The organism is Treponema sp. R8-4-B8 (assembly GCF_054786175.1).
In genome coordinates this window covers 10,638-32,652 of sequence record NZ_BDHE01000015.1, presented here as the reverse complement: position 1 = coordinate 32,652, position 22,015 = coordinate 10,638, and the positions used below count along the sequence as shown (strand labels likewise).

Below are 22,015 nucleotides of genomic sequence, written 5' to 3'. Positions count from 1 at the left end.
ATACGGTAGAGGATGTTAAGGCTTTAGCTACCGATAGCGTACATACGGTAGAGGATGTTAAAGCTTTAGCCACTAGTACCGTACACACGGTAGAAGACGTTAAAGCTTTAGCCACTAGTACCGTACATACGGTAGAGGATGTTAAAGCTTTAGCCACTAGTACCGTACATACGGTAGAGGATGTTAAGGCTTTAGCTACCGATAGCGTACATACGGTAGAAGATGTTAAGGCTTTAGCCACTAGTACCGTACATACGGTAGAGGATGTTAAAGCTTTAGCCACTAGTACCGTACATACGGTAGAGGATGTTAAGGCTTTAGCTACCGATAGCAGACAAAAAATTGATGAACTAAAATTAGCATTTAATTTACTAACCGATAGCGATTTTCAAATAACAAGATTAAAGAAAATGCTTAGTGAAGTGGAATATTATCAGCCTGCTTACATGATTGGCGGAATTAACATTATTCCTCAACGAGAATGTAAAGATAGGTGCAGATGTATTGAAAAATCCTTGAACACTAGTGTTGCCGGATTGAGAATATTGGATATAGGTTCTTCTTTAGGTTATATATGTTATTATTTTGCGGATAGAGGCGCTGTAACAGAAGGATGGGAGAGTAATCCCAAAAATGCTGAAGTCGCCAGAATAATTGGTCAAATAAATGGAATAACAGCAAAGTTTGAAACCAAAGAATTATATTTAGAAGCATTAGATGATATACATATAGGAAAATTTGATGTTTTAATAATTCTGAGTGTTCTCCATCATATCGTTCACTTTAAAGGTTTACAATATGTTCAAGAAATTATTAAGGATTTAATAGAAAAAGTACCGATTTTAATTGTAGAATTAGCATTAAAGAATGAAGATGAAACATTATTTTGGAATGAAGCTCAACCTGAAAATGAATTGGCTATTTTTGATCTTATTAAAGATGAAATTATCATAGAAAAGATAGGAGAATTCCCAACGCATTTATCATCAAAGCAGAGACCTCTCTATAAAATTTCAAAAAAGAAAAAGAATATTTTAATAAATGGTAAATCATATTTATATGATAAAAAGACATATTTTGCATATAACGATTCTGAGCTTCCTTATATAAATCCTGAATTGGGCAGAAATTATTATTTTTCAGAAAAATATATAATAAAAGAATATTTTTTAAATGCAGATGATGATAATATTAAGCAGATAACTGCTGAAATTAGTAATATGCTCTTTTTAAATGATATATCTAAAATAAAAACAACAAAACTGATAGATTTTGAAATAAGTAATAATCACGCTGTTGTTATACTTTCCCGTGATGATGGCGATCTTATTTCTGATATTTTGAGTAAAAAAGAGATTGATCCTGAAACAGTAGCAAAGGATGTTTTAGAATTTTTAGCTGTTCTAGAAGAAAGTAATTACCATCATAATGATATAAGAAGTTGGAATATATTATGGGATGGGAAACATGCCCAAGTTATAGATTATGGATTGATGTCGCCAATAGTAAAAGATGACGATATAATGTCATTATTAAGGGTACTTGATGCTATATTAATGAAATGTAAAGAATCTAGTGTTAATGGTATTAAGTCTTTACCCCCAAAGAATAATTTTCTTAATTCATGTTTATTAAAATTGTATGAAATTGTTGAAGAAGGAGAAAGGTCTCCTAAAAAATTATTAGAATGTTTGCATAATATAACAGAATAAATAATATGACTATAATTGTCACTATATATATACAGGAATATTATCAGAAATATCTGAAAATATTAGAGCAATTTATGGAAATAAATTGTAAAGTTTACATCATTGATAGCGGAAAGAACAACAAACAGAATATTGTAGAAGAAACGGGTTATGTATATTATTACTGCAAAGACGATGCGGAAAAAATAATAGCACACAATGAAATACTAAAAGAAAATGACAAGACAGGAAACGACGTATTAATAATAGATGAAAGCGTACTTCACTCCATTAATATAAATGATTCCTTTTTGAAAGAATTATATGATGTATTATATTACACAGAAAAGCATGGCTTTGTTTCACCGAGAATCGGTTATGCGGATGATCCCGGCTATTTATTAACACAGCTTAAAAAATTGCCGCGTTATTCCATTTTAGCTGAGCCTGATATTCGTTGCGTTCTTATTAAAAAAAGAGTTATTGATTTACTTCTTTATTTTTCTGTTAGTTATAAAAGTTTTAAATATTCTTTATTGGACTTTGTACAAAGAGCGAATTGTTTTGGATTCAGTATTGTACGAAGCAATCATATTTTTCTTTCTTATATTGAGGATCAATCGGATGATATAACAGATTATTCCGATGACAAGAAATTATTTTTCAAGCTGTATCCTTACTATAATCACATAAACAAAATATTTTATTCAACTTACATGAGAAATCCTATAGATAATTTTTTTGAATTACTTTCAAAAAAGAATGCAAAAAAGAAAATATTACTAAATTATTATATTATGCCTTGTATTTATTGTGGAACATCTGAAGTCCAGCTAAGCTTTGCGGATGCTTTTTATCGTTTATTTCATGACAAATATGATATATATATTTATATCAATCATCCGGCTGACAAATTTCATCATTTATCCGAGAAATACGCAAATGTGCTGTACCCTGATACAATTTCAGGGGTATTTGATTTAGGATTTTGCGCACATCAGCCATTTAATATGGATGATCATCTTTTTATGAATCAGCGCTGTCTTAAATCGGTGTACTGTATGCATGATATTATTATGTTACGATGCGATTATGTGATTAATGAACACAAGGATTTAGTAATTGATGATGTTGTCAGATTTGGATTTCAAGAATGTGATGGAATTGTTTCGATTAGTGATTTTAGCACAGAGGAATACAAAGCATATTTTTTAGAGGATACCTTAATACAAAATAAACCGGTTAAGCGTGTCTATAATGCGAGTAATTTTAATACTTCTTTACATAAGAAATATAACTTGCCTTTTAATGAATATTATCTAATTGCCGGTAATCATTATAAACATAAAGGAGTTATAGAAACAATAAAATATGTTAAAAAATCAAACGAGAATTTTCTTGCAATAATGGGTATGGCGAACAATTGTTATATAAAGAATAATATTTACGCGTATAAAAGCGGGAATCTTGACGAAGATTTCATAAGTTATCTTTATATTAACTGTAAAGCCGTTATTTTTCCCAGTATATATGAGGGGTTTGGTCTTCCAATTGCAATTGCTTTAAAAAATAAAAAGCGCGTAATTTTATACAATAATGCGCTGAACAAAGAACTATTAAAGCATTTCCATGAATTTAAAGATTACTTTTTCTTTTTTGACAGATTTTCTCAAATCAATGAAATCATTAACACAATTGATTTTTCAAATAAGCTACCGCCGGTAGAATATAAAGATTCATGGGATCAATCCGCAATTGAAATAGAAGCTTTTTTTGAGGAAATATTAAATACTGAAATAAATGTTGACAGGTTGAATGATAGATGGCATTTATTCAACTTTTTTGAAGCAAAAATGAAGGAACAAGAAACATCAGTAAAATATCCTTGTATACATAACTTGATTATAATTACATTCAAGAAAATAATACGTAATGCTTTTCCGGGATTATATTCATTTTTAACAAAAATTAAACAAAAGAATATTGATAAACAAGAACAGCGAAATATTAAGAATTTAATTGAAGATCACCTAATATGACAAACATTATCCTATGTGGCGGCAGCGGTTCGCGTCTTTGGCCTGTTTCGCGAGAACAGTATCCGAAGCAATTTTGTGATTTGACAGGGAATTATTCTTTATTTCAGGAAACTGTGATTCGCAATAAAGATTTGTGTTGTAAAACAATAATTGTTACAAATTATAATCATTTTAATTTAGCGAAAAGGCAAATTGAAGAATTGAATATAGAGGATATAGAATTTATACTTGAACCTCTCGGTCGTAATACGGCGCCGGCTATAACAATTGCTTGTTTGGCGTTAAATAAAGATGACATTGTTTTAGTGACGCCTTCTGATCATTTAATTAAGAATGGGGAAGGTTATAAGGATACGATAAATGAGGCTGAGAAATTGGCGGAGAATGATAATTTGGTGACTTTTGGGATAAAGCCGTCGTATCCTGAGACGGGGTTTGGTTATATAGAGGCGGAGGGAGAGAATGTAATTTCTTTTCGAGAAAAACCTAATGAAAAGACGGCAAAAGAATATATTGAGGCAAAAAAATATTTTTGGAACAGCGGAATGTTCGTTTTTAAAGTTAAAACATATCTTGATGAGATTGATAATCATTCAAACGATATTTATGCGGCATCACAAGAGGCGTTTAAAAACAGTGAGATAAAAAATAATATAATAAAGATACAAGAATCTGATATGAAAAAAATACCTGCTAACAGCATAGATTATGCGGTTATGGAAAAAACTAAAAAAATAAAAATGGTTGCTTTAAAAACAGATTGGTCTGATTTGGGCAGTTTTGAGGCGTTATATAGTATTTCAAATTCTGACACGAATGGAAATGTTTCAACATCAAAAAATGTTTTACATAATTCAAAAAATAATTTAATCATATCTAAAAATAAACCTGTTACACTCATTGATGTTGATGATTTAATTATAGTTGATACTGATGACGCTGTTTTAATAAGTAAAAAAGGCTCTTCGCATAAAATAAAAGAATTGATAGCGGAGCTTGAAAAAGTGTCACCTAATATAACGAAAACAAAAATTATTTAAATTAGGAAATAAAATCCGGTAATATTCGGAAGCGCATATTAGAATATTTATAAAAGAATGTTAAATTAACTGGACAAGATTGATGAATTATAGGTTTATTGTTATTGAAGGACTTGATGGTTGCGGAAAAAGCACTCAAATAAATTTATTAAGAAAATATTTAAACAAAGAAAATATAAAAAGCGTGTTTTTTCATTATCCGCGTATTGATTCAAAGCCATACGGGTATCTTATCTCAAAATTTCTTCGCGGCGAATTTGGTTCTATAGAAACTGTAGATCCATATTTAATATCTGTTCTTTTTGCTGGGGATCGAAAGGATAACGATACAAACCTTAGACGGTTTATTGACAATAATTATTTTATAATTTGTGATAGATATCTTTATTCTAACATTGCGTTTCAATGCGCGAAATTGACTCAGCCAAATCAGAAAAATCAATTAAAAAAATGGATACTGGAATTTGAATATGGATATAACAAAATTTTAAGGCCTTCTTTGTCCATTTATTTAAATTTACCATTCCGTTTTATAAAAAATAATTTATCAAAAAAGAGAACGGGAGAAGATAGATATTATCTTAAGGGAAAAAATGATATACATGAAAAAGATTTGACTTTGCAAAAAAAAGTGCATTTTGAATATAAAAAACTAATTTCTAAAGAAAAAGATATTATTATGCTTGATTGTTTTTATGGTAATGAAATACTCTCTCCAGAAGCAATTAATAAAAAAATTATTGATCTATTATACAAAAAGAGATTAATAAAAAAGCCAATGAATAAAGTTGAGATTAAAAATAAATTCCTTTAGTTAAAAATCCCCTTAAACTTTCAATACCCTCGAAATAAACTTACTCTTAATGTCAATCGCTTTATGCGGGCATAATTCGTGGCAGCAATAACAGCGAATGCAGTTTTTCAGGCTGATAACGGCCCTTTTCTTTTCATTTTGCGTAATTATCGTAATCATTTTTTCGGGGCAGGCAGTCGCGCACATGCCGCATCCTATACATTTTTCTTTTGATACTACGGGATATTTGCTTAAAGTTGATTTTAATATATTTCTTATAACGGCGTTTTTTTCTACAGTTCTGCTAAAGCCTCTTACGGTTGTTGGAAACTTATAATCGGGGATTTTTATACTGGAAAGATTTTCGCCAATTACATTTACATCATCTATTTTGTACGGTAATATTTCACGTCTTTTTGCCGCCATTAATACTGGATTGTGTTCATAGGGTAATCCAGTAATTTCACCGGCGACAACATCAATGGCAAGATCGCTTGTCGATGCTAGTAAAAGTCCCACATGCCGTGGAGTACCTGACGCGCCAGGTCCTTCGCCTTCCATGGCAAGTACCGCGTCCATGATTGATAATCGCGGGGCTACGTAAAGAGATAAATCCAACAACATGTCCGCAAAACGCTCTTTATCGAATAACTTTGCGTGAAACCCTACTTTTGACAAACCTGGAATAATCCCAAAATGATTCTTTACAGCTCCCGTTACGTGCATAAATAAATGCGTTTTCATTTTACAGATATTAAATACCGCGTCGGCTTGCGTTATTGGCTTTATTACGTCAATTTGCTTCATCAATTTGCCCTGTGGGAAAGATACTTTGTCATATCTTGTATCCATATTTACATCAATGCCCGCCTGTTCCGCCGCCTCGTACATTCCGCAGGTTTTATAAAGTTTTTTTAGAGTCGCTTCATTATACAGATAGCCGGAACCGGGACTGTCGGCGATTAAGGGAATAGCGCCCTCATTCTTTGCAAGCTTGCCTATCGCGGCAATTATTGACGGATGAGTGCTGACTGCTCTTTCAGGAGGGGAAGCGCCTAACAGATTTGCTTTTAAAGTAATTTTTTCGCCTTTTTTGGCAAATTGTCCAATCCCGCCCATTAAATTAAGCAATTCATTAATTTTCTCGTCTGCTTTTTCATAACTTTCACACCTTACAACATAAACATTCGGCTTCATAAAATTCTCCCAATAAAATTAATCCGCAAACTCAATATTTACAGCGCGTTCATAGTTGAATCCGCGGTCGCTTGTTATTGGCGCGGGGAATATGTCAAAGTACACAAGCGCGTTACGCCCAAGCGTTAATTTGACAACAGGCGCGCCGCAACCGCGCTGAGTCTTAATAAGAGGGGACGCGCTTTCGCGAAGGAGCAGTCTTTGCTCCTGCGATGGGTTTGCGGGTTCTCCAATATCATGCCATACTTTTAACGGATTGCATACATCCTCGTCAACTGTTTTTGTAACTATGCAATACTCGCCTTCCATAAACGCGCTGTTTTCAAGTATAAAAGAAAGTGTTAAATTATCATCATCTTTAGCCAAAGAACCGTTAGCCGCTATAATGTTCCACGCGATGCCGCGGTAAGTTCCGTCTGCTTTCCTTAAAATGACGGCGTTCTCCGAGCGGTGAATACATTCGCCGTTTCCCAAGTCTTTGAAAAATTTAAACGCCCAGTATGTAGGTTTGAGTATCTTTCCGTTTGCGACAAGGCCAAATCCTCCATGAAAAGGCGTGAAAGGCACGCCCCATTCTTCAAAAATGTCCCCGAATGTCCAATATGAGTATGATTCGCAGGTGTCGCCAAGATACGCAAGCTGGTAGGCTATGTATGCGGCGTTAAGATTTGTGTCGTGTATAGGAGTGCGCGGCGAATACGATGTGTTAAATTCTGTGACATGCATTTCCATACCGCGGTATTCGGGGTAGGTGTCAATAATTTCACGCGACCGGTTTGTTTCAGCAAAAGCGCGGGAGAGCGGACTGAGTTTTGGATAGCCGTATTTGCCGTCATGTTCAGGTACTGTGATGTTATATAAATGTCGTGTCACAAAATCAAGAGGAAGTTTTTCATCGCGGCAGAAATTTAAAAAATCTTTTAACCAGGAAATATCATCAACGCCGCAAATGGCGGGGCCGCCGACTCTGAATTTTTTGGAAACTGATTTTACAGTAAGTATAGTTTCATGGAACAGTTTAAAATATTCTTTTCTGTCGGCATCTTTCCAGAAAAAGGGAAGATTTGGCTCATTCCAGACTTCAACTGGCCAGGATGTAACTTCATCTTCACCGTAGCGAGTTATTAGGTGTTGTAGTGTCGCGGCGACAAGTTTATTCCAATTCACGTAGTCTTTTGGCGGCGTAATATTACCGCGCCAGTAAAAAACAGATTTGTCGCCTGACGCTATCGCGTGAGGCATGAAACCAAGCTCAATAAAAGGGCGTATGTTAAGCTCCAGATAGCTGTCTATTACAAAGTCAAGATATGTAAAATTGTATTCGGGTATAACAGTGCCGTCTTCAGTTTTATACTCCTGATAAATAGCCATGTCTTCGTTGAAAAGACCATGCCCGCGTATCCATTTAAACCCGATATTTTCCTGAACAAGTTTTAATTGTTCAAAATATTCTTTTTGCAGAGCGAGTCCCATTCTTCCTGTTCCAATACAAAGGCATGTGTTGTTACGAAAAAGGACAACTTTGGAGTTTTTAAGCGGAAATGTTTTTTCTTGCATAATTCGTCTCTTTTTACTTATTATATTCTACTATAATTGTTGATATCTCGTCAAATTCACTGTGAAGTAAATGTTCTTCTATCAAATTTAATAGCTCATTTGTTTTTTGCGACCATTTTTTTCTTTTAAGATCGCCTAATGTACTTTTAATAATTTTTTTATCCATAACATCGCATGCGTCTTTTATTATTTGTAATTTCTCTTTTAATAGAGTTATTGATTCTTCAGAATCTTCGATGACTTCAATTTTTTCTTCCTTACTTTTTATTTCTTTTATAACCATGTTAAGATTTGCTAAGAATTCGTTTGTTTCCGATAATAATACGTTAATGTCTTTTTCTCTGCCAGCCTGTTCAAGTCTGTGCGCCGTATTGGACAATTCTTTTTCCCCGATATTTGCAAGAGCGCTTTTCATTGCGTGAACGTTTATTATATACATTTGAATATCTTTTTCGTCGTTAAGGTCATTTTTAATTGAGTTTTGAATAACATCAACGGCTTTTTCGGCATCTCTTGCGAATATTTTTGCCAACTGTGAATCAGCCTGTTGGAATCCTTTGCCGGGCTCCTGCTTTTTATCCATATCGGCTTTTTCTTTCCGCGCGGCTTCAAGCACTTCGGGAGGTTGTCTATCGCGAATTAGTTTGTTAAGAACTGTATTTAACTGGCGTATATCTATTGGCTTGGAAATAAAATCATCAAAACCGTTTCTTAAGAACATTTCAGCGTGTCCCGCAAGAGCGTTAGCTGTCAAGGCAACTATTGGTTTTGTATATCCCAGTTTTCGCAATTGTTTTGCCGCTTCTATGCCGTCCATCTTTGGCATCATGTGATCCATAAATACAACATCGTAATTATTGCCTTCTTTGATTTTATCAATTGCTTCAAATCCGCTTGTTGCAATATCAATTTTAAGCCCATAAGGAGTCATTAAACCTTTTGCGACGTATAAATTGGTTTCTACATCGTCTACAATAAGTATATATCCATAAGGCATGTAATCGCGGGTTATTTGCGCTTTCTTTGATTGTATAGAGTTGTTAAGTTTAAATTGACGCAGGTTTTCCGCCATTTCCTTGCCGATAATTCCGCTAATGCCTATACCGTCTGTTTTTTGAGGCAGTCTGACTGTTATTACCGTGCCTTCGTTAACCGCACTTTTAACATTTATTTTTCCATACATTAGGTCTACCAAGTTTCGCGTAATGGTCATACCCAGCCCGGCGCCTTCGGTGGTGCGGTTTGCTTCCATATTAAATCGCGTGTATTCATCAAAAAGCTTGTTTACTTGTTCGGAAGTCATTCCCTGTCCCGTATCGCTTACTTGGAAAATAAGAGTAACAATTACAGCGCCTCCGCCGCGCCCAACACATTCAGCATTAACCGCAAGCGTAACTTGACCTTCATCCGTATATTTAAAAGCGTTAGAAAGCAAATTGTTTAAGACCTGTTTAATGCGAAGATCGTCGCCGACCAAAAAAGCCGGAATGTTTTCATCTATTTCTATTATAAATTCAATTGGTTTACTCACATAACGAATATAATTTAATTGTATAATGTCATTAATCAGCTTTGCGACTTCGTATTTAACCGGCACCAACTCCAGTTTACCAGCTTCTATTTTTGAAAGATCCAATATGTCATTGATAATATTTAAAAGTAAATTACCTGAATTATTTATTTTAATAAACGCCTCGCTTGTAGCCGGAGGATGAGAAGAGTCTTGCATTTGAATTTCAGTCATGCCCAAAATAGCGTTTAAAGGAGTGCGTATCTCATGGCTCATGGTGGCAAGGAAGTTGCTTTTTTGCTGGGTTCTCATATCAGATTTCATTTTTGCTTGGGTAATGTAGTATAACATTGTGCATAATCCCCATGCTAATAATGAACCAATTATTATAAGGAATATCGCCATGTTGTTCACGCTTTTGTAATATTCTTTAACAGGGATAACAATGCCTAAAAACCAATCGTATTTAATTTTTTTAAAATAGACTACAGAATCTTCATACATGTAATTTTTAACACGGCGTTCAGAAATATTCATGCCCATTTCCAATTCAGTAGATAATAACGCAACGCCGCTGTCAGCGTCCTGTAATTTTGTGCCGATAAAATTTGTTTCGGGGTGGGCAATAATTTCCAGTTTGTTATTAACTAAAATTCCATAACTGCTGTCTGTCAAATTTATTGATATCGCGTGTTTATAAATTCTGTTCAATTCTATATCAAGACATACTATTGCTAACGGATTGTCGTTATCATCCGTAAGGTAACGTGAAAATGTAATGATTATTTTTCTTGTCAGAATGTCCCTATATGGCTCAGAAAGCGTAATTTTTCCTTTTGCGTCAATTGCTCTTTGATACCATGGTTGATTCTTAGGTAAAAAATTATCTGGCGGAGTCCATTTTCTTCCGGGAAGATATTTTCCGCCCCACTTAAAAAAATAACCGTGGGTAGTGTTTAACCCGGTCATACGGTCTTTTTCTCTCATAAGGAAATTGGTAATAGATGCCATATAAGCGGCTAAACTTTCTTCTCTTTCGCCTCTTATAAGCATACTGCGGATTGTTTCGGAATAGCCGTCAAGAAAAGTTTCCGGTTCCAGCAAGTTTGAAACTATTTCCGCTTCTGTAAAAGCAAGGGCATTTTCCGCGTCTTTTACCAGATGCCTGTGTTCAATACTGCTGGCGAAAATGAAGCTTGATACGCCCATTACTATAAACGCAATAACAATGATAAGCATTTGAATGCCGACTGAATTAATAGCCCGGTTTTTATCAGTTTTTGGTTGCAAGTTGCTCCTCCAGACAGCAATACCTTATAGTATCTGACTTTTAATATGGTAGATACTATAAATTATAAGCGATTATTGGTGAAAATGGTATTAAATTTTTAAATTTATCTGTTCAAGCAGCGTGGATGGAGAAAAGGGCTTTGTAATAATGCCGACCGCGCCCAGAGCCGAGCTTCGTTCTTCTATTTCGGCGTTTATGGTTCCTGTAAGAAAAATTACCGGAATATTACCCCAATTACCAGCTTTTAGCCTTTCCAGAGCTTCAAATCCGTCCATTTCGGGCATTTCTATGTCCAATAATATCAAATCAGGCTTAAATTTCTCAAAAAGAGCGAACATTTTTGCCGCAGACGGAACAGTCATCACGTTAAAATGGTCTTCTAAAGCCTCTTCCGCTTTTGCAAGGTTTGTGTCGCTGTCATCTACAACAAAAATTGTTTTCAAATAGTAATTCCTATTATTTATAATGACAGATTATTTACGAGTCCGGCTTTTGTCAAGATGTCGGATGAATGAAACTTGTGAAACAGCCAATCAGGCTGTCTCACAAGTTTATGTATCTGGGCAAAACTTGGCTTGTGAGCGGTTGTCTTGCCCGGGCGAAAAGTTTCTATTTAGGACTTATTGCATGTAAATCATCAGCAGTTCTTCCAAAATTAGTTTTTAATTTTTGATTTATATTGCTTGATTTAAGTACTTCTAGCGATGCTGTAGGATATGCATAACTGGCAAAATGTAATACAGTCCATCCATACTTATTTTGTTGGTTTACATTAATACCCGTATTTATTAATAAATTATAAACTTGTGCCTGTCTTGTTTTTACATCCATTGGATTAAGATAAAGAGGCATATCACCAAGAAAATTAATTTTTGCAGATGTTTCATCTTCAGTAATTGGCTTTTCCCAATTGATGCTTGGACCAAACGATGTTATACAATAAAACAAAGCAGTATGATTATTATTATCAAGTAAATTTACATTTATTTTTTTTTCAAGTAAAAATGTTACCAGATTTACATTATTAAAACTTGCGGCTATATGTAAAATAGAACGTCCTAATTCATCTACTTTGTCAGATAAATTTATTTTAAAGAAATCCATAATACTTTGATAATCTTCAGGTTCAACAATCATCAAAAGATACGGAGAATTTAATTTTCCTTCCGTTAATTCTTTAACGGTTTGCATTCGTTGCTCAAAAGGTATTGATTTATCGTTTAAGAATGAGCGAAAATATCTTGCGCTTTTATTAACCTCAATTTTACCTGATTTAATTAACAGCTTTATAACGTCAATATGCTTTTTTTCAACAGCTCTTTCAAAAGCCTTTTGAGGGTTCATGGCATTTTTAGATAATAAATATTCTGTTATTTCTAAATTACCGTCATTAGCTGCCCGTTCAAGCGGAGTAAAAGTATAATTACCTAAATTAATATCTACTCTTTTTTCTACGAGTTGTTTAACTTGTTTTAAATTTCCTTTTATTACGGCATCAAGTAAAGGAGATGAGTGTGGACTTGTACTTAAACAAGAATAAAAAGCTCCAAGTACAAGAATTAAAACCATTAGTATAAGGTTTTTCCTAAATTGTTTCATAATTGACCTCCGAAAATAATATTCTACTAACATATAATAATATAATTAAATAAATAAATTATTTCAAGTTAATTAATAATTTACCCGGGCAAAACTTGGCTTGTGAGCGTTTGTTTTGCCCGGGCAGGAATTTAATTAGTTATGGCCAACGGCGTATTATCAATGGATCAAGTCTTCCTTTTTCGTCTTTAGGCAATGTAAATAAAGGCGTTAAAATGATTCGACTTTCATTCTCTACCGTAAGCCTTAAGCGCCCATCTGGAAACGAGGATACGGTTTCAAATGTGTTTTCGTTTATTTGTTTAAGCAGGTAAGTTCCTTCGCGTATTGCCCAAAAAGGAAATTGCCTTTCAATTTCCATATAGATAAAACAGTCTTTTGTATCAACAATGCGGTATTCGGTTAAATATGGTAACTCTCCCCAAATACCAACAAGAGGATATTTTTTATTTTCCTGCTTACCAACTCTGTTTTGTAATCCATAACTTAATTTGTTTTTCACTAACTCTAAAGAGGTATAATTTTCATTAAATTTCACATCATAAAAACCTTTAGAAATAGTACTTTCCACAATGAAAAGCTTATCCAGTTGATCTGTTTGGTATCCTAAAGAAAACCATTCTTGTCTAAGACGTTCTTGGTACATTGTAATACCGGGTAATACTTCTAATTTACGAAAAATTACTTGGTAAGGTTTACTTAATATGTCAAATAACTCAGTTTCTAGAAGCCAATTATGCTTAATAAGCCAGTCATATTTTTCCTCTGCGAAAAGAGACAGGGAAACCGTAAAAAACAGGGCAAAATAAATTATTTTTTTCATATATCCTCCTAATAATTTATACTTATCTATTTTTAGTAACTGAAAAAATATTAATAGTATTATTTAATATATCTCCTGGTGAATAGCTTGATTTAGAGTTAAAATGTGTTGATTCTCTCAATGAATTAGCTACGTTATATTTATCAATACTAATAATATTACCTTCTTTATCTTTTGTATATTCAATACTTGTTACCGCTACAAAATGTGGTTCTTTCTTAGTTATTGGGTTTTGTATTTTTAATATTATAAAATATTGTTCACTAGATGATGCAATTATATTAAATGTTTCAATAGTTGGCGGTTCTCTATTTTTTACTTTTCCATTAGTTGACCAGTTTTCAAATTCCTCCATATATTTTACGGTATATTCATTATCTAAATATGATGTCATAATATTAGCTATTGATTGAGTGGATAATAAATTTTTACCAACAAAGTATTTATTTTTTAATATAAAATCATGAAAAGCAAGTGTATCTATTTTTTCACCAAGATATTTTTCAAGAGTATACTTTGTAGCCATAAACAAACACCCTGATAAAGCTATGGTAATAAATTCTTCTTCTTTATATCCATTATTTCTTAAAAGTACTTGGTCTTTTCTAAATACTTCAAATTCATCTTTATATATTATTTTATTTCTCTCATTAAATTCCTCATATGAAATTTTCTCTTGATATGGAAAAACTGGTTTTTTATATTTTAAGAAAGCAGCCCAAGCCTTTTTTTCATTTATCTCATCTACGACAGCTTTTGTGTCAGATAAAAAGAGTCGTATTCCTTTGTAGTCATACTGATAATCATTTCCATTTTCTATATTAAAGTTTATAACACCTTTAGAATAAATATTTTCAAGAGAATCAATATTACTGGAAATAGAATCATTATTACTTAAAAGAGAACCCTTATTAATATCTTTATCTATGAAATCATTGAAAGCAAATCTTTCGAATATATCAACAAACCAATTGTTTTCTTGTTTGATGCGATCTACCATTAACTCACTTGCTATTGTTGCAATCGCAACATTGTAAAAATTTGATTGGCTGGTATATATTTCTCCTGACGCGTCTGTTTGTCCGACAGTATACCCGTCTCTGTACGCTTCATATCCAAGTATTACGCCAAGAAGATATTGCTCCTCTTTGCTCATACCTTCTTTGTAACCTGCCAAATTTATTACTCTTTTTCCGTTTTCGTTAATTGTGGTTTCCGCGGCATAATCTCCTTCGGCACTGGTATTGATTAATGTCTTACCATTAAGTATATCCCATAATTGCCCTTTTTGTACACTGTCTCCGTAACCGTATTGGGTGCGTAATGCTATTAACGCATCAAAATTATTTTCTTTCCCATAATTGCTTATCTTTGTATTTACATCCCATACCTGTGTGCCTTTGTAAGCGGTAACTAAGTTGTCAATGCTGACGTTTACGCCGCCTGTTCCCACATTCATGCTTGCGCCATCGTGTCCAAGGTGAAGTTCAATAAGGCCGCTATTGAGTTTATTATTGGTTAATAAACTTAAGTTTAACAAATTAAAGGTAAAGTCATTCCCTAACGCGTAATTTACTCCTTGTCCTACAAGGGAGCCGGCAAGATTGTTAAAGGTCTGAAGATCATATTTGTTTTTTACGTTATTAAAGCCTTCTAATTTTTCGAGATTCATGCCGCTATTAATTGCTGTTAAGCTGGAGGAAGTAAAAGTACTTGACATGGAGACAAGTGAACTGGTAAGAGTTCCTTTCATGCCTTCGGTAAAAATTTTCCCTGAATAACCAAAGCCATGTTCGCTGTCGTATGTAATTGCGTTTATTGCGTTTGTGGCTAATCCTGTTGTAATAGTTTGTGTTCCTGTCATTACTGTATTTGCAAGAACTGTACTAACGGGAGTGCTTGCATTGCTCGCGGCAATACTTGTAATTCCTTTAAAACCGGTATCTGCTACACCGCTAAAAGCGCCGCCTATTACACTGGTGGCAGTATTTATTAGTACAGTTTTTCCAACGTTGACGGCAACTTCATCAATAGGTTTATATTTGTAGACCGCGTCAAGCGTTCCAAGCGTAATTTCGGTGGCGGAAGCTATGCCAACAGATAATGCTATTCCCGCGACGCCTCCTACGCCGTATGTGCAGACAGCGGCCACTATTGTTCCTACGATTGCGCCAATAATACGATGATTGGGCGCTTTGAAAGAGCTTCCCTCATCATCCCACATTCGTTTATCCCAGTAGGATATTGTAAATTCAGCGCTTCCTATTCTATCAATGGCTGACCAATATTGAAAATCAGACATAAGACGCCCCAATTCTCCGGCGCCTTCGTCGTAAAACATTTCGTCTCTCTGTTTTGTCGCTGTATCAGATTTTTTTTCCGCAGGACCGTACCCAATGTGCGCTCCGAATTTTCCGGGAGATTGTTCCCGTTCAATTCCGTTTTCATAAATTTTTATTTCATCTTCATCACTTCCAAATATATCGCCTGCAATTGTTTGTATTTCATTGTAAACATCATTAATTAACATCTGTATTGCGATAGTATCTAAACCAGCAAGATAATTTTCATCTAAATTTGTTTTTAGCGTTATCGGATCCATTTTGTAGTTTTTATAACCTGCAATAGTTACTGTTTTTAAAATAACAGGATTAAAAACCGTTGAACCTTTTACTATTTCTTTTACATAATCATTACCGTTTTTTCTCCAGAGGCCTTTAAGAATAAAAATATTATCCATGCTTTCTGTAAAGTTTTGATTGGCAGTGTTTACCATGCCAGTTAACCCTTTAATTGCTTCATCTGCGCTTTTACGGGCGTTGTAAGCGAGCTTTCTGGATTCGTTTTTGGAAATTTCCGCATTTGTTGATCTTGCCAGATCGGACGCGGCTATTTTTACAAGCGCGGAATCCCATGAAGAAACGCCGCCTACGCCGCGTTTTACAAGAGGAGAAGTTATGTTAGTAAAATTATTTAATGAATTAAATGCGCTTGCCATATTAACAATTCCTGAAGATTGTAAAAGGCTTGTCATAAGCTCTTGAATTGCCGGAACAGCGTTCCTGATACCTAAAGGTTCTCTTGTGTCTATGAAACGGGATAATCTTTCTCCTTCCGCGCCTATGAGCGATAAAAATGATTCCGACGCCGCTTGATTAGCGGCATTGGCTGCTTGTTGCAGCCATTCTTCTTTGTCTTCAAGTCCCGCAAGATAAGCGTAAGTCCATTCATTATTTACGCGTTCATATTCACTTTGAAAATTCAAGTTCCATTGCTTATATGCGTTCTCTAATTTTTTATAACCATCGGCCCAATCAGCTCTTCCGTTTTCTAATATTATCGCCGCTATAATCTGCCATTCATTATATTTTTCATTTATGTCTTTTCTAGTCAGACTCCATTCGAATTCTCTCGTTGAAAGTTCTGAGTTATATCTGTTAGTTATTGTGTTTGTAGTCAATAAAATTATTTCTTCTCCAATGTTGTTAAATAGTGAATCAGGATAAAATTCTATAGTTTCGTACAATGATAAATTTTCAATCATTGTGTCGTACATATTATAAAAATAAGATTTTGTTGAAACTGTATTGTTTCCATAAGCGTTATTTGCCGCAGTTCTGACGGTGTTTATATCCGCCGTCCCGTTAAAATAATCGTCTACAACAGATAAATAAGTATTATAAAATGTTTTCTGATTTTTCACGTCTGTAGAAAAAGTTGTTTCCAAATTAATTTTTGCGTTATATACTTCATTATTTGTCCAATTTGAAAGGGCAAAAAAAGCATCAAAAATATTATTGTATACTGCGCCTCCGTTTTTTTCTTGCATTGTCTCCCAGCAAGTTTTTATAATGTTGATATCTTCCAGTTTTGTTTTGGTTTTTAAAAGGGATGATTCAAGATCGTCCCAAACAATATTTAAGTTTTCAGTTTTTATTCCTTCATATTCATTTATTTTTAGGCAGGATTCGCTGTATAAGGAATATAAATTATTTATTGACGCTAAATTATTATTTAACCCGTTAATCCAATTATTTATTTTGTTTAATGTTTGCTCACGAGGTATTTTTATTCTACTATTAGTGTTTTTATTTATATCTCTCATATCAAACCAAAGAAAAAAGACAGGATTAATAATCCAAACATTTAAAGCAGTTTGCGCTTCTTTAACTAAAGCTTGAGTTTTATTTTCTATATATTCTAGCGCGTAATAATTATACATTTCATTAAAACCGGAAAAGTAATTATTACCTGTGGTTAATGTTATAATAACATAAAATTCAAGATCGGCTTTTTCTTCCGCGCTTAAACTGTTCCATTCCTTTTGGAATAAAGAATAGCTATTTTTAAAATAATTATCTTTCATATATGAAGAAAGAGTTTGGGATTTTGAAACAGGGTCCAACTTGATATATTCAGAAGCAAGAGAGCCATTACCGGTTAACTCTCCTCCTATCGAAAAATAATTATCCAAAACTTTTAAATCAGGATTTGCATTTTTTAACGACACGAGAAGATAATCCCTTGCATAACTCCATTGTTTGAATTTATTTTGATCACTAAGATATCCGGACAATCTTTGACTTAAGCCTCTAAGAGCTTCTTCATAACCTGTTATTTTAACATATTCTCCGTTTATAGATTTTGTATTATTATTAAAGAAGTCCATTACTGATATTACATCTGTTGAATTTACGCCGGTAATATTCATTGCTTCATCTCTTGAAAAAGCTAAACGTCCGTTTTTAACTGTAATAATATTTTCAATTTTCCATTCGCTTTTGGAAGTTGGCAAGTTATAATTCTGATAATTATAAATTACTCCCAGTCTATATAAAGAATTTTTATATTCATTATAAATAGTTTCATTCTTCATTATTTCTTTTCTATATACTGATGATAAATTTTCTATAGCTTCAAGCACTATAATTTTATTTGAAAAATTTTGTTCATAAGCTGAATATAACGCTTCATATTCAGGAGTATTATTTAAAGATTTAGACGATTCATTTTTATTATTTGAGATATCAGAAAGTACGCTTAAGACTGTTTGTGCTTTTAGCAAATTAGCCCTATAATCATCAATGTTAAGATTATCGGTACTTATATATGAAGTGCTTGTCCATCTTTGTATGGTGTCCTGTTTTTCATATTCAAAACGTTTTTGATCAACATTGTTATGGGCAATATTTAAAATATTATATTGACTATCATATTGAGAACCGACATTAAGGAAATTATTTGCTGCAATAAAATAATTATCCCTAAGTAAATTTATCGTATTTTCTTGATTATTTATTTCTTCTTCGGTGGCAGATAATTGAATTTTAATTTCATTTGGAGATAGTATAGAAAATCCTACTAATTTTGCCGCTTTTATTATTTCACTATATTGAGAATTTAATGAATTAAAATCGAAAAATAATTTCTGAATTTCTTCATAATAAAAGCTATATAATTGGTCGGCATAGTAATTATTATTATAATTATCTTTTTGAGAATAAATATTAAATGAATCATTAATACGGTTTGTGTAATAAGACGCGTAATACAATGCGTCTTCCAATATGCCTTCTTTCCATGATGTAGCCATTTTAATATCTGGATCCATATTTGCAATATATGAATCTAGCAGGTATTGACGCCAATTAGATTCGCTTTCTGTTGATCCAATTAAATTCATTGTTTCCCAAGATTTGGATATTCTAATTGTATAATCAAGAGTTTTTAATTCATCACAAATATTTTTAAAGTTATTATTCATTTCATTTATTACATCATCATAATTAAAATCATTAACATCATCAGAAACTTCAGTATCATCAGTATCGGTTAAATTTAATGTAGCTGCATTTTCTATAAAATTATTATATTCATCCAATAAGTTATTATATTCATCTAATAAATTACTATAAATGTTATTCAATTCAATTGTGTTATTTGTTAGTTCAATATCAGAATAAAACGCTATTGTTGAAATATAATTAATTATTGCATTTTTCCAATTGTCTATTTCGTATTGCAGCCAATCATGAATTGAAGTGAAACAATTATCAAAATCCGTAAGGAATTTAGCGGTATTTTCCGCAAAGTCTCCCGGTCTATTAATTAATGCAAGACAAATTGATTCAACATCTGGGATCTTATTTATTTCTGTATTAAGATTATAGTCATTAAACAATTGTAATAAAGAGTTACAAGTATTTTCCCAGAGTTGATTCCGAAACTCCGGACTAAGAGTAATTAAATCATTATTTAGTTCCGCTACTATCTCTTCATTAAGGTCGTTATCTGTATTAAGCATGTTTATAATTGTTTCTGAGGCTTCTCGCTCTTCCGCGATTTCCCATAACAATCCATATTCAAGCGCTTTAAAGTACACTGAATCAGTTCCTGCTGTTTCATATTTTTTATATTTATCAACAAGATTATTATATTTCATATTAAAGTCTGAATAGTAAAGGTTCTGTGATTTTTCTACAGATATAGAAAGAAGTGAAGAACGATCTGAGTATAGATCATTAAGCTTTTTTTCTTCTATTTGTAATAGTAAGGTTAAATTGTTTAAAATTATTTGTTGTTCTTTTATATCATTTCCTATTTGATTCAGCTTGCTTAATTCTATTTCATAAATAGCAAGAGAATTATTATAAGCGGTTTTTGCTTCTTCCCATGCCAGCAGTCCCTCAGCTTTAGTTATTCTTCCCGAGTTCAATTCTTCAGAATAAGATATTACAGCTTCCGCAATAGATGTTTTTCGTTCCCAATATAAAACAAGCGCTTTTGCGCGAATTAAAGCAATCTGAAACTCATCCAGATAAAAATCATCACTTGACGCATCAGATGAAAGAATATCTTTTAATGCTCCTGTTCCAAAGAGTTCAGCGTAATTTTCATAAATTCTATCACGCGCATCAAGGCTTGTTTCTATATATGAAAGATACATATTATAAGAATTTTGTATTTCAATAAGCGCATTAAATTTATTCTTATTAAAAAAAATACTATTTATACTGTTTGCAAAAATAATTTGCTCTGATAATGTCAATTCTCCCGCAATAATACTTTGTACTTGTAATAAATTATTATTAAGATTGTAATTCCAAGTTGAAAAGTTTATATACGAATATTCAAGACATTTCCATAGATTTGTAATTTCATTCGATATCCAATCGGCGAAATCGGCATCCTTTACTTTTTTTTCTTCTAAACCGAATTGCTTTTGCCAAAATTTAATATTTTCTATTGATGAAATGGCCGCCGAAGAGCTGATAAGATACATATCTATTAATGATTTTACTCTGTTTGTTCCTTCTCCTATGCGAATTGCGATATTTTGTTCAAATTCTTTTTTTGCATCGGCAATAGTTTTTTCAAATTCTTTGGAAATATTTTTAAACAGAGATTCGCCGGCTTGGAATAATTCTTTTGCGCTTAATTCCCATTTTTGTCTTTCTTCTTCAAATTGATTAAAAGCTGAAAGCCAAATAGCTTCTCCTTCTGAAAATAATTTAAAAGATTCCTGTTCCCATTCAATTCGCCTTATAAAAAATCTTTCTTCCGCGTCTTCCCACGCTTTTAACCCTCTTTCAAATTGCTCTTTGTACAAGCGAAGCCACTCCTCGCCTAATAGCGCAAGATCACCCGCGCCTGCGGAAGCTTGTTCTATTTTTATGTTTAGTTCTTCAATGCCTTTTTTGCATTTATCATCAGTTTCCGCGATTAATTTTTCCGTGAATTTTTTAGCGGCTTCATCATCTCTTTTTTTTCGCAGACTTAATATATCCTTTGTTCTGCGATTTATTAAAACTCTTTCTTCTCTGGCGGCGATATTTTCAAACTCGAATTTAATAACATTGCTTTGATCGTTAAAAGTTTCATTAATAATCGCGCTTATTGATTCGCGTGATTCAATCGGTATATATGCCAATAGTTCTGGGTATAAACTATTTATAACATTTTTAAATGAAGCGCTTGTGGTATTTAAAATATTATCAGTTTCATCACGCCATAATGTTAAATCATGTGAGAATTCCCTGTCATCCTCATTCGGCCGTATTATAAGAGGGTCGCCCGTATTATCGTCAAAAATTATATTTCCTTCCACATCAAGATGCCATGAATAATTTTTTTGAGACTCATTAAGCATTGACGACAAATTTAACAGGGCTTCTTCCGCCGCTTTGCCAAAAAACCTCCCCATTAGCCATTGTGAAAAACGTTTTTCCAGTTCTTCATCGCTCCATTTTACAATTTGCGCTTTTGCATCTTCATAAAGGAGCGGATTTTCATATAAACTGCCTGCAATTAATTCCCAAGCGCATATCGCTTGTGTTACGCCAAATTTTGCTTCTGCAAGCCATCGTTCGGGATTTAATTCCCTATCCGCCCTGCTAAAATGGCTGTCTATAACGCTTCTGTTAAAACCTTTAATTTCTCCAAGAGGCGTTGATGTAGGTTGCGCGAAAATAACCG

At 33.3% G+C, this 22,015-nt stretch carries 11 protein-coding genes; 4 read left to right on the top strand and 7 right to left on the bottom strand.

From position 1 onward, the window contains the following. The 4 genes from ACYVRA_RS04385 to tmk form a co-directional block, all read left to right on the top strand. Nucleotides 1-1,712: hypothetical protein (locus ACYVRA_RS04385; RefSeq protein WP_461251534.1), on the top strand; the 1,712-nt coding region annotated here is incomplete at its 5' end. Between the two features lie 74 nt (nt 1,713-1,786). Then, a complete protein-coding gene (locus ACYVRA_RS04380) occupies nt 1,787-3,730 on the top strand; it encodes a glycosyltransferase (protein ID WP_461251533.1) in 1,944 nt (647 codons plus the stop codon). Then, nucleotides 3,727-4,770 carry a mannose-1-phosphate guanylyltransferase/mannose-6-phosphate isomerase gene (locus tag ACYVRA_RS04375; RefSeq protein ID WP_461251532.1) on the top strand — a complete coding sequence of 348 codons (1,044 nt, stop codon included), beginning with the start codon at nt 3,727-3,729 and terminating at the stop codon, nt 4,768-4,770. The genes ACYVRA_RS04380 and ACYVRA_RS04375 overlap by 4 nt, the downstream gene beginning before the upstream one ends. An 82-nt stretch (nt 4,771-4,852) precedes the next feature. After that, nucleotides 4,853-5,584: a dTMP kinase gene (gene tmk, locus ACYVRA_RS04370; protein ID WP_461251531.1), complete on the top strand. Its 732-nt coding sequence runs from the start codon at nt 4,853-4,855 to the stop codon at nt 5,582-5,584. Between the two features lie 12 nt (nt 5,585-5,596). Here the strand turns inward: tmk and ACYVRA_RS04365 are convergent, their stop codons facing one another. The 7 genes from ACYVRA_RS04365 to ACYVRA_RS04335 all read right to left on the bottom strand — a co-directional run bounded on the left by ACYVRA_RS04365 (nt 5,597) and on the right by ACYVRA_RS04335 (nt 21,743). After that, nucleotides 5,597-6,760, bottom strand: a complete 1,164-nt coding sequence (locus ACYVRA_RS04365; protein ID WP_461251530.1) for a DUF362 domain-containing protein — start codon at nt 6,758-6,760, stop codon at nt 5,597-5,599. A gap of 18 nt (nt 6,761-6,778) precedes the next feature. Continuing rightward, nucleotides 6,779-8,317, bottom strand: coding sequence for a GH39 family glycosyl hydrolase (locus ACYVRA_RS04360; protein WP_461251529.1), 1,539 nt, complete (start codon nt 8,315-8,317; stop codon nt 6,779-6,781). A 13-nt stretch (nt 8,318-8,330) separates the two neighbouring features. Next, complete coding sequence (locus ACYVRA_RS04355) at nt 8,331-11,117, bottom strand: ATP-binding protein (RefSeq protein WP_461251528.1); 2,787 nt, start codon at nt 11,115-11,117, stop codon at nt 8,331-8,333. A 90-nt stretch (nt 11,118-11,207) separates the two neighbouring features. Continuing rightward, complete coding sequence (locus tag ACYVRA_RS04350) at nt 11,208-11,561, bottom strand: response regulator (protein ID WP_461251527.1); 354 nt, start codon at nt 11,559-11,561, stop codon at nt 11,208-11,210. Between the two features lie 166 nt (nt 11,562-11,727). Next, nucleotides 11,728-12,717: an ankyrin repeat domain-containing protein gene (locus ACYVRA_RS04345; protein WP_461251526.1), complete on the bottom strand. Its 990-nt coding sequence runs from the start codon at nt 12,715-12,717 to the stop codon at nt 11,728-11,730. Between the two features lie 139 nt (nt 12,718-12,856). Next, nucleotides 12,857-13,540 (bottom strand): hypothetical protein, encoded by a 684-nt coding sequence (locus ACYVRA_RS04340; protein ID WP_461251525.1) that lies wholly within the window; start codon nt 13,538-13,540, stop codon nt 12,857-12,859. A 22-nt stretch (nt 13,541-13,562) separates the two neighbouring features. Next, a complete protein-coding gene (locus ACYVRA_RS04335; protein ID WP_461251524.1) occupies nt 13,563-21,743 on the bottom strand; it encodes a hypothetical protein in 8,181 nt (2,726 codons plus the stop codon). Nucleotides 21,744-22,015 lie beyond the last annotated feature (272 nt).

What these genes read in the sequence shown, in the direction of transcription:
- ACYVRA_RS04380 (WP_461251533.1), top strand. Translation starts at nt 1,787, where the DNA reads ATGGAAATAAATTGTAAAGTTTACATCATTGATAGCGGAAAGAACAAC.
- ACYVRA_RS04375 (WP_461251532.1), top strand. Translation starts at nt 3,727, where the DNA reads ATGACAAACATTATCCTATGTGGCGGCAGCGGTTCGCGTCTTTGGCCT.
- tmk (WP_461251531.1), top strand. Translation starts at nt 4,853, where the DNA reads ATGAATTATAGGTTTATTGTTATTGAAGGACTTGATGGTTGCGGAAAA.
- ACYVRA_RS04365 (WP_461251530.1), bottom strand. Translation starts at nt 6,760, where the DNA reads ATGAAGCCGAATGTTTATGTTGTAAGGTGTGAAAGTTATGAAAAAGCA.
- ACYVRA_RS04360 (WP_461251529.1), bottom strand. Translation starts at nt 8,317, where the DNA reads ATGCAAGAAAAAACATTTCCGCTTAAAAACTCCAAAGTTGTCCTTTTT.
- ACYVRA_RS04345 (WP_461251526.1), bottom strand. Translation starts at nt 12,717, where the DNA reads ATGAAACAATTTAGGAAAAACCTTATACTAATGGTTTTAATTCTTGTA.
- ACYVRA_RS04340 (WP_461251525.1), bottom strand. Translation starts at nt 13,540, where the DNA reads ATGAAAAAAATAATTTATTTTGCCCTGTTTTTTACGGTTTCCCTGTCT.
- ACYVRA_RS04335 (WP_461251524.1), bottom strand. Translation starts at nt 21,743, where the DNA reads ATGGGGAGGTTTTTTGGCAAAGCGGCGGAAGAAGCCCTGTTAAATTTG.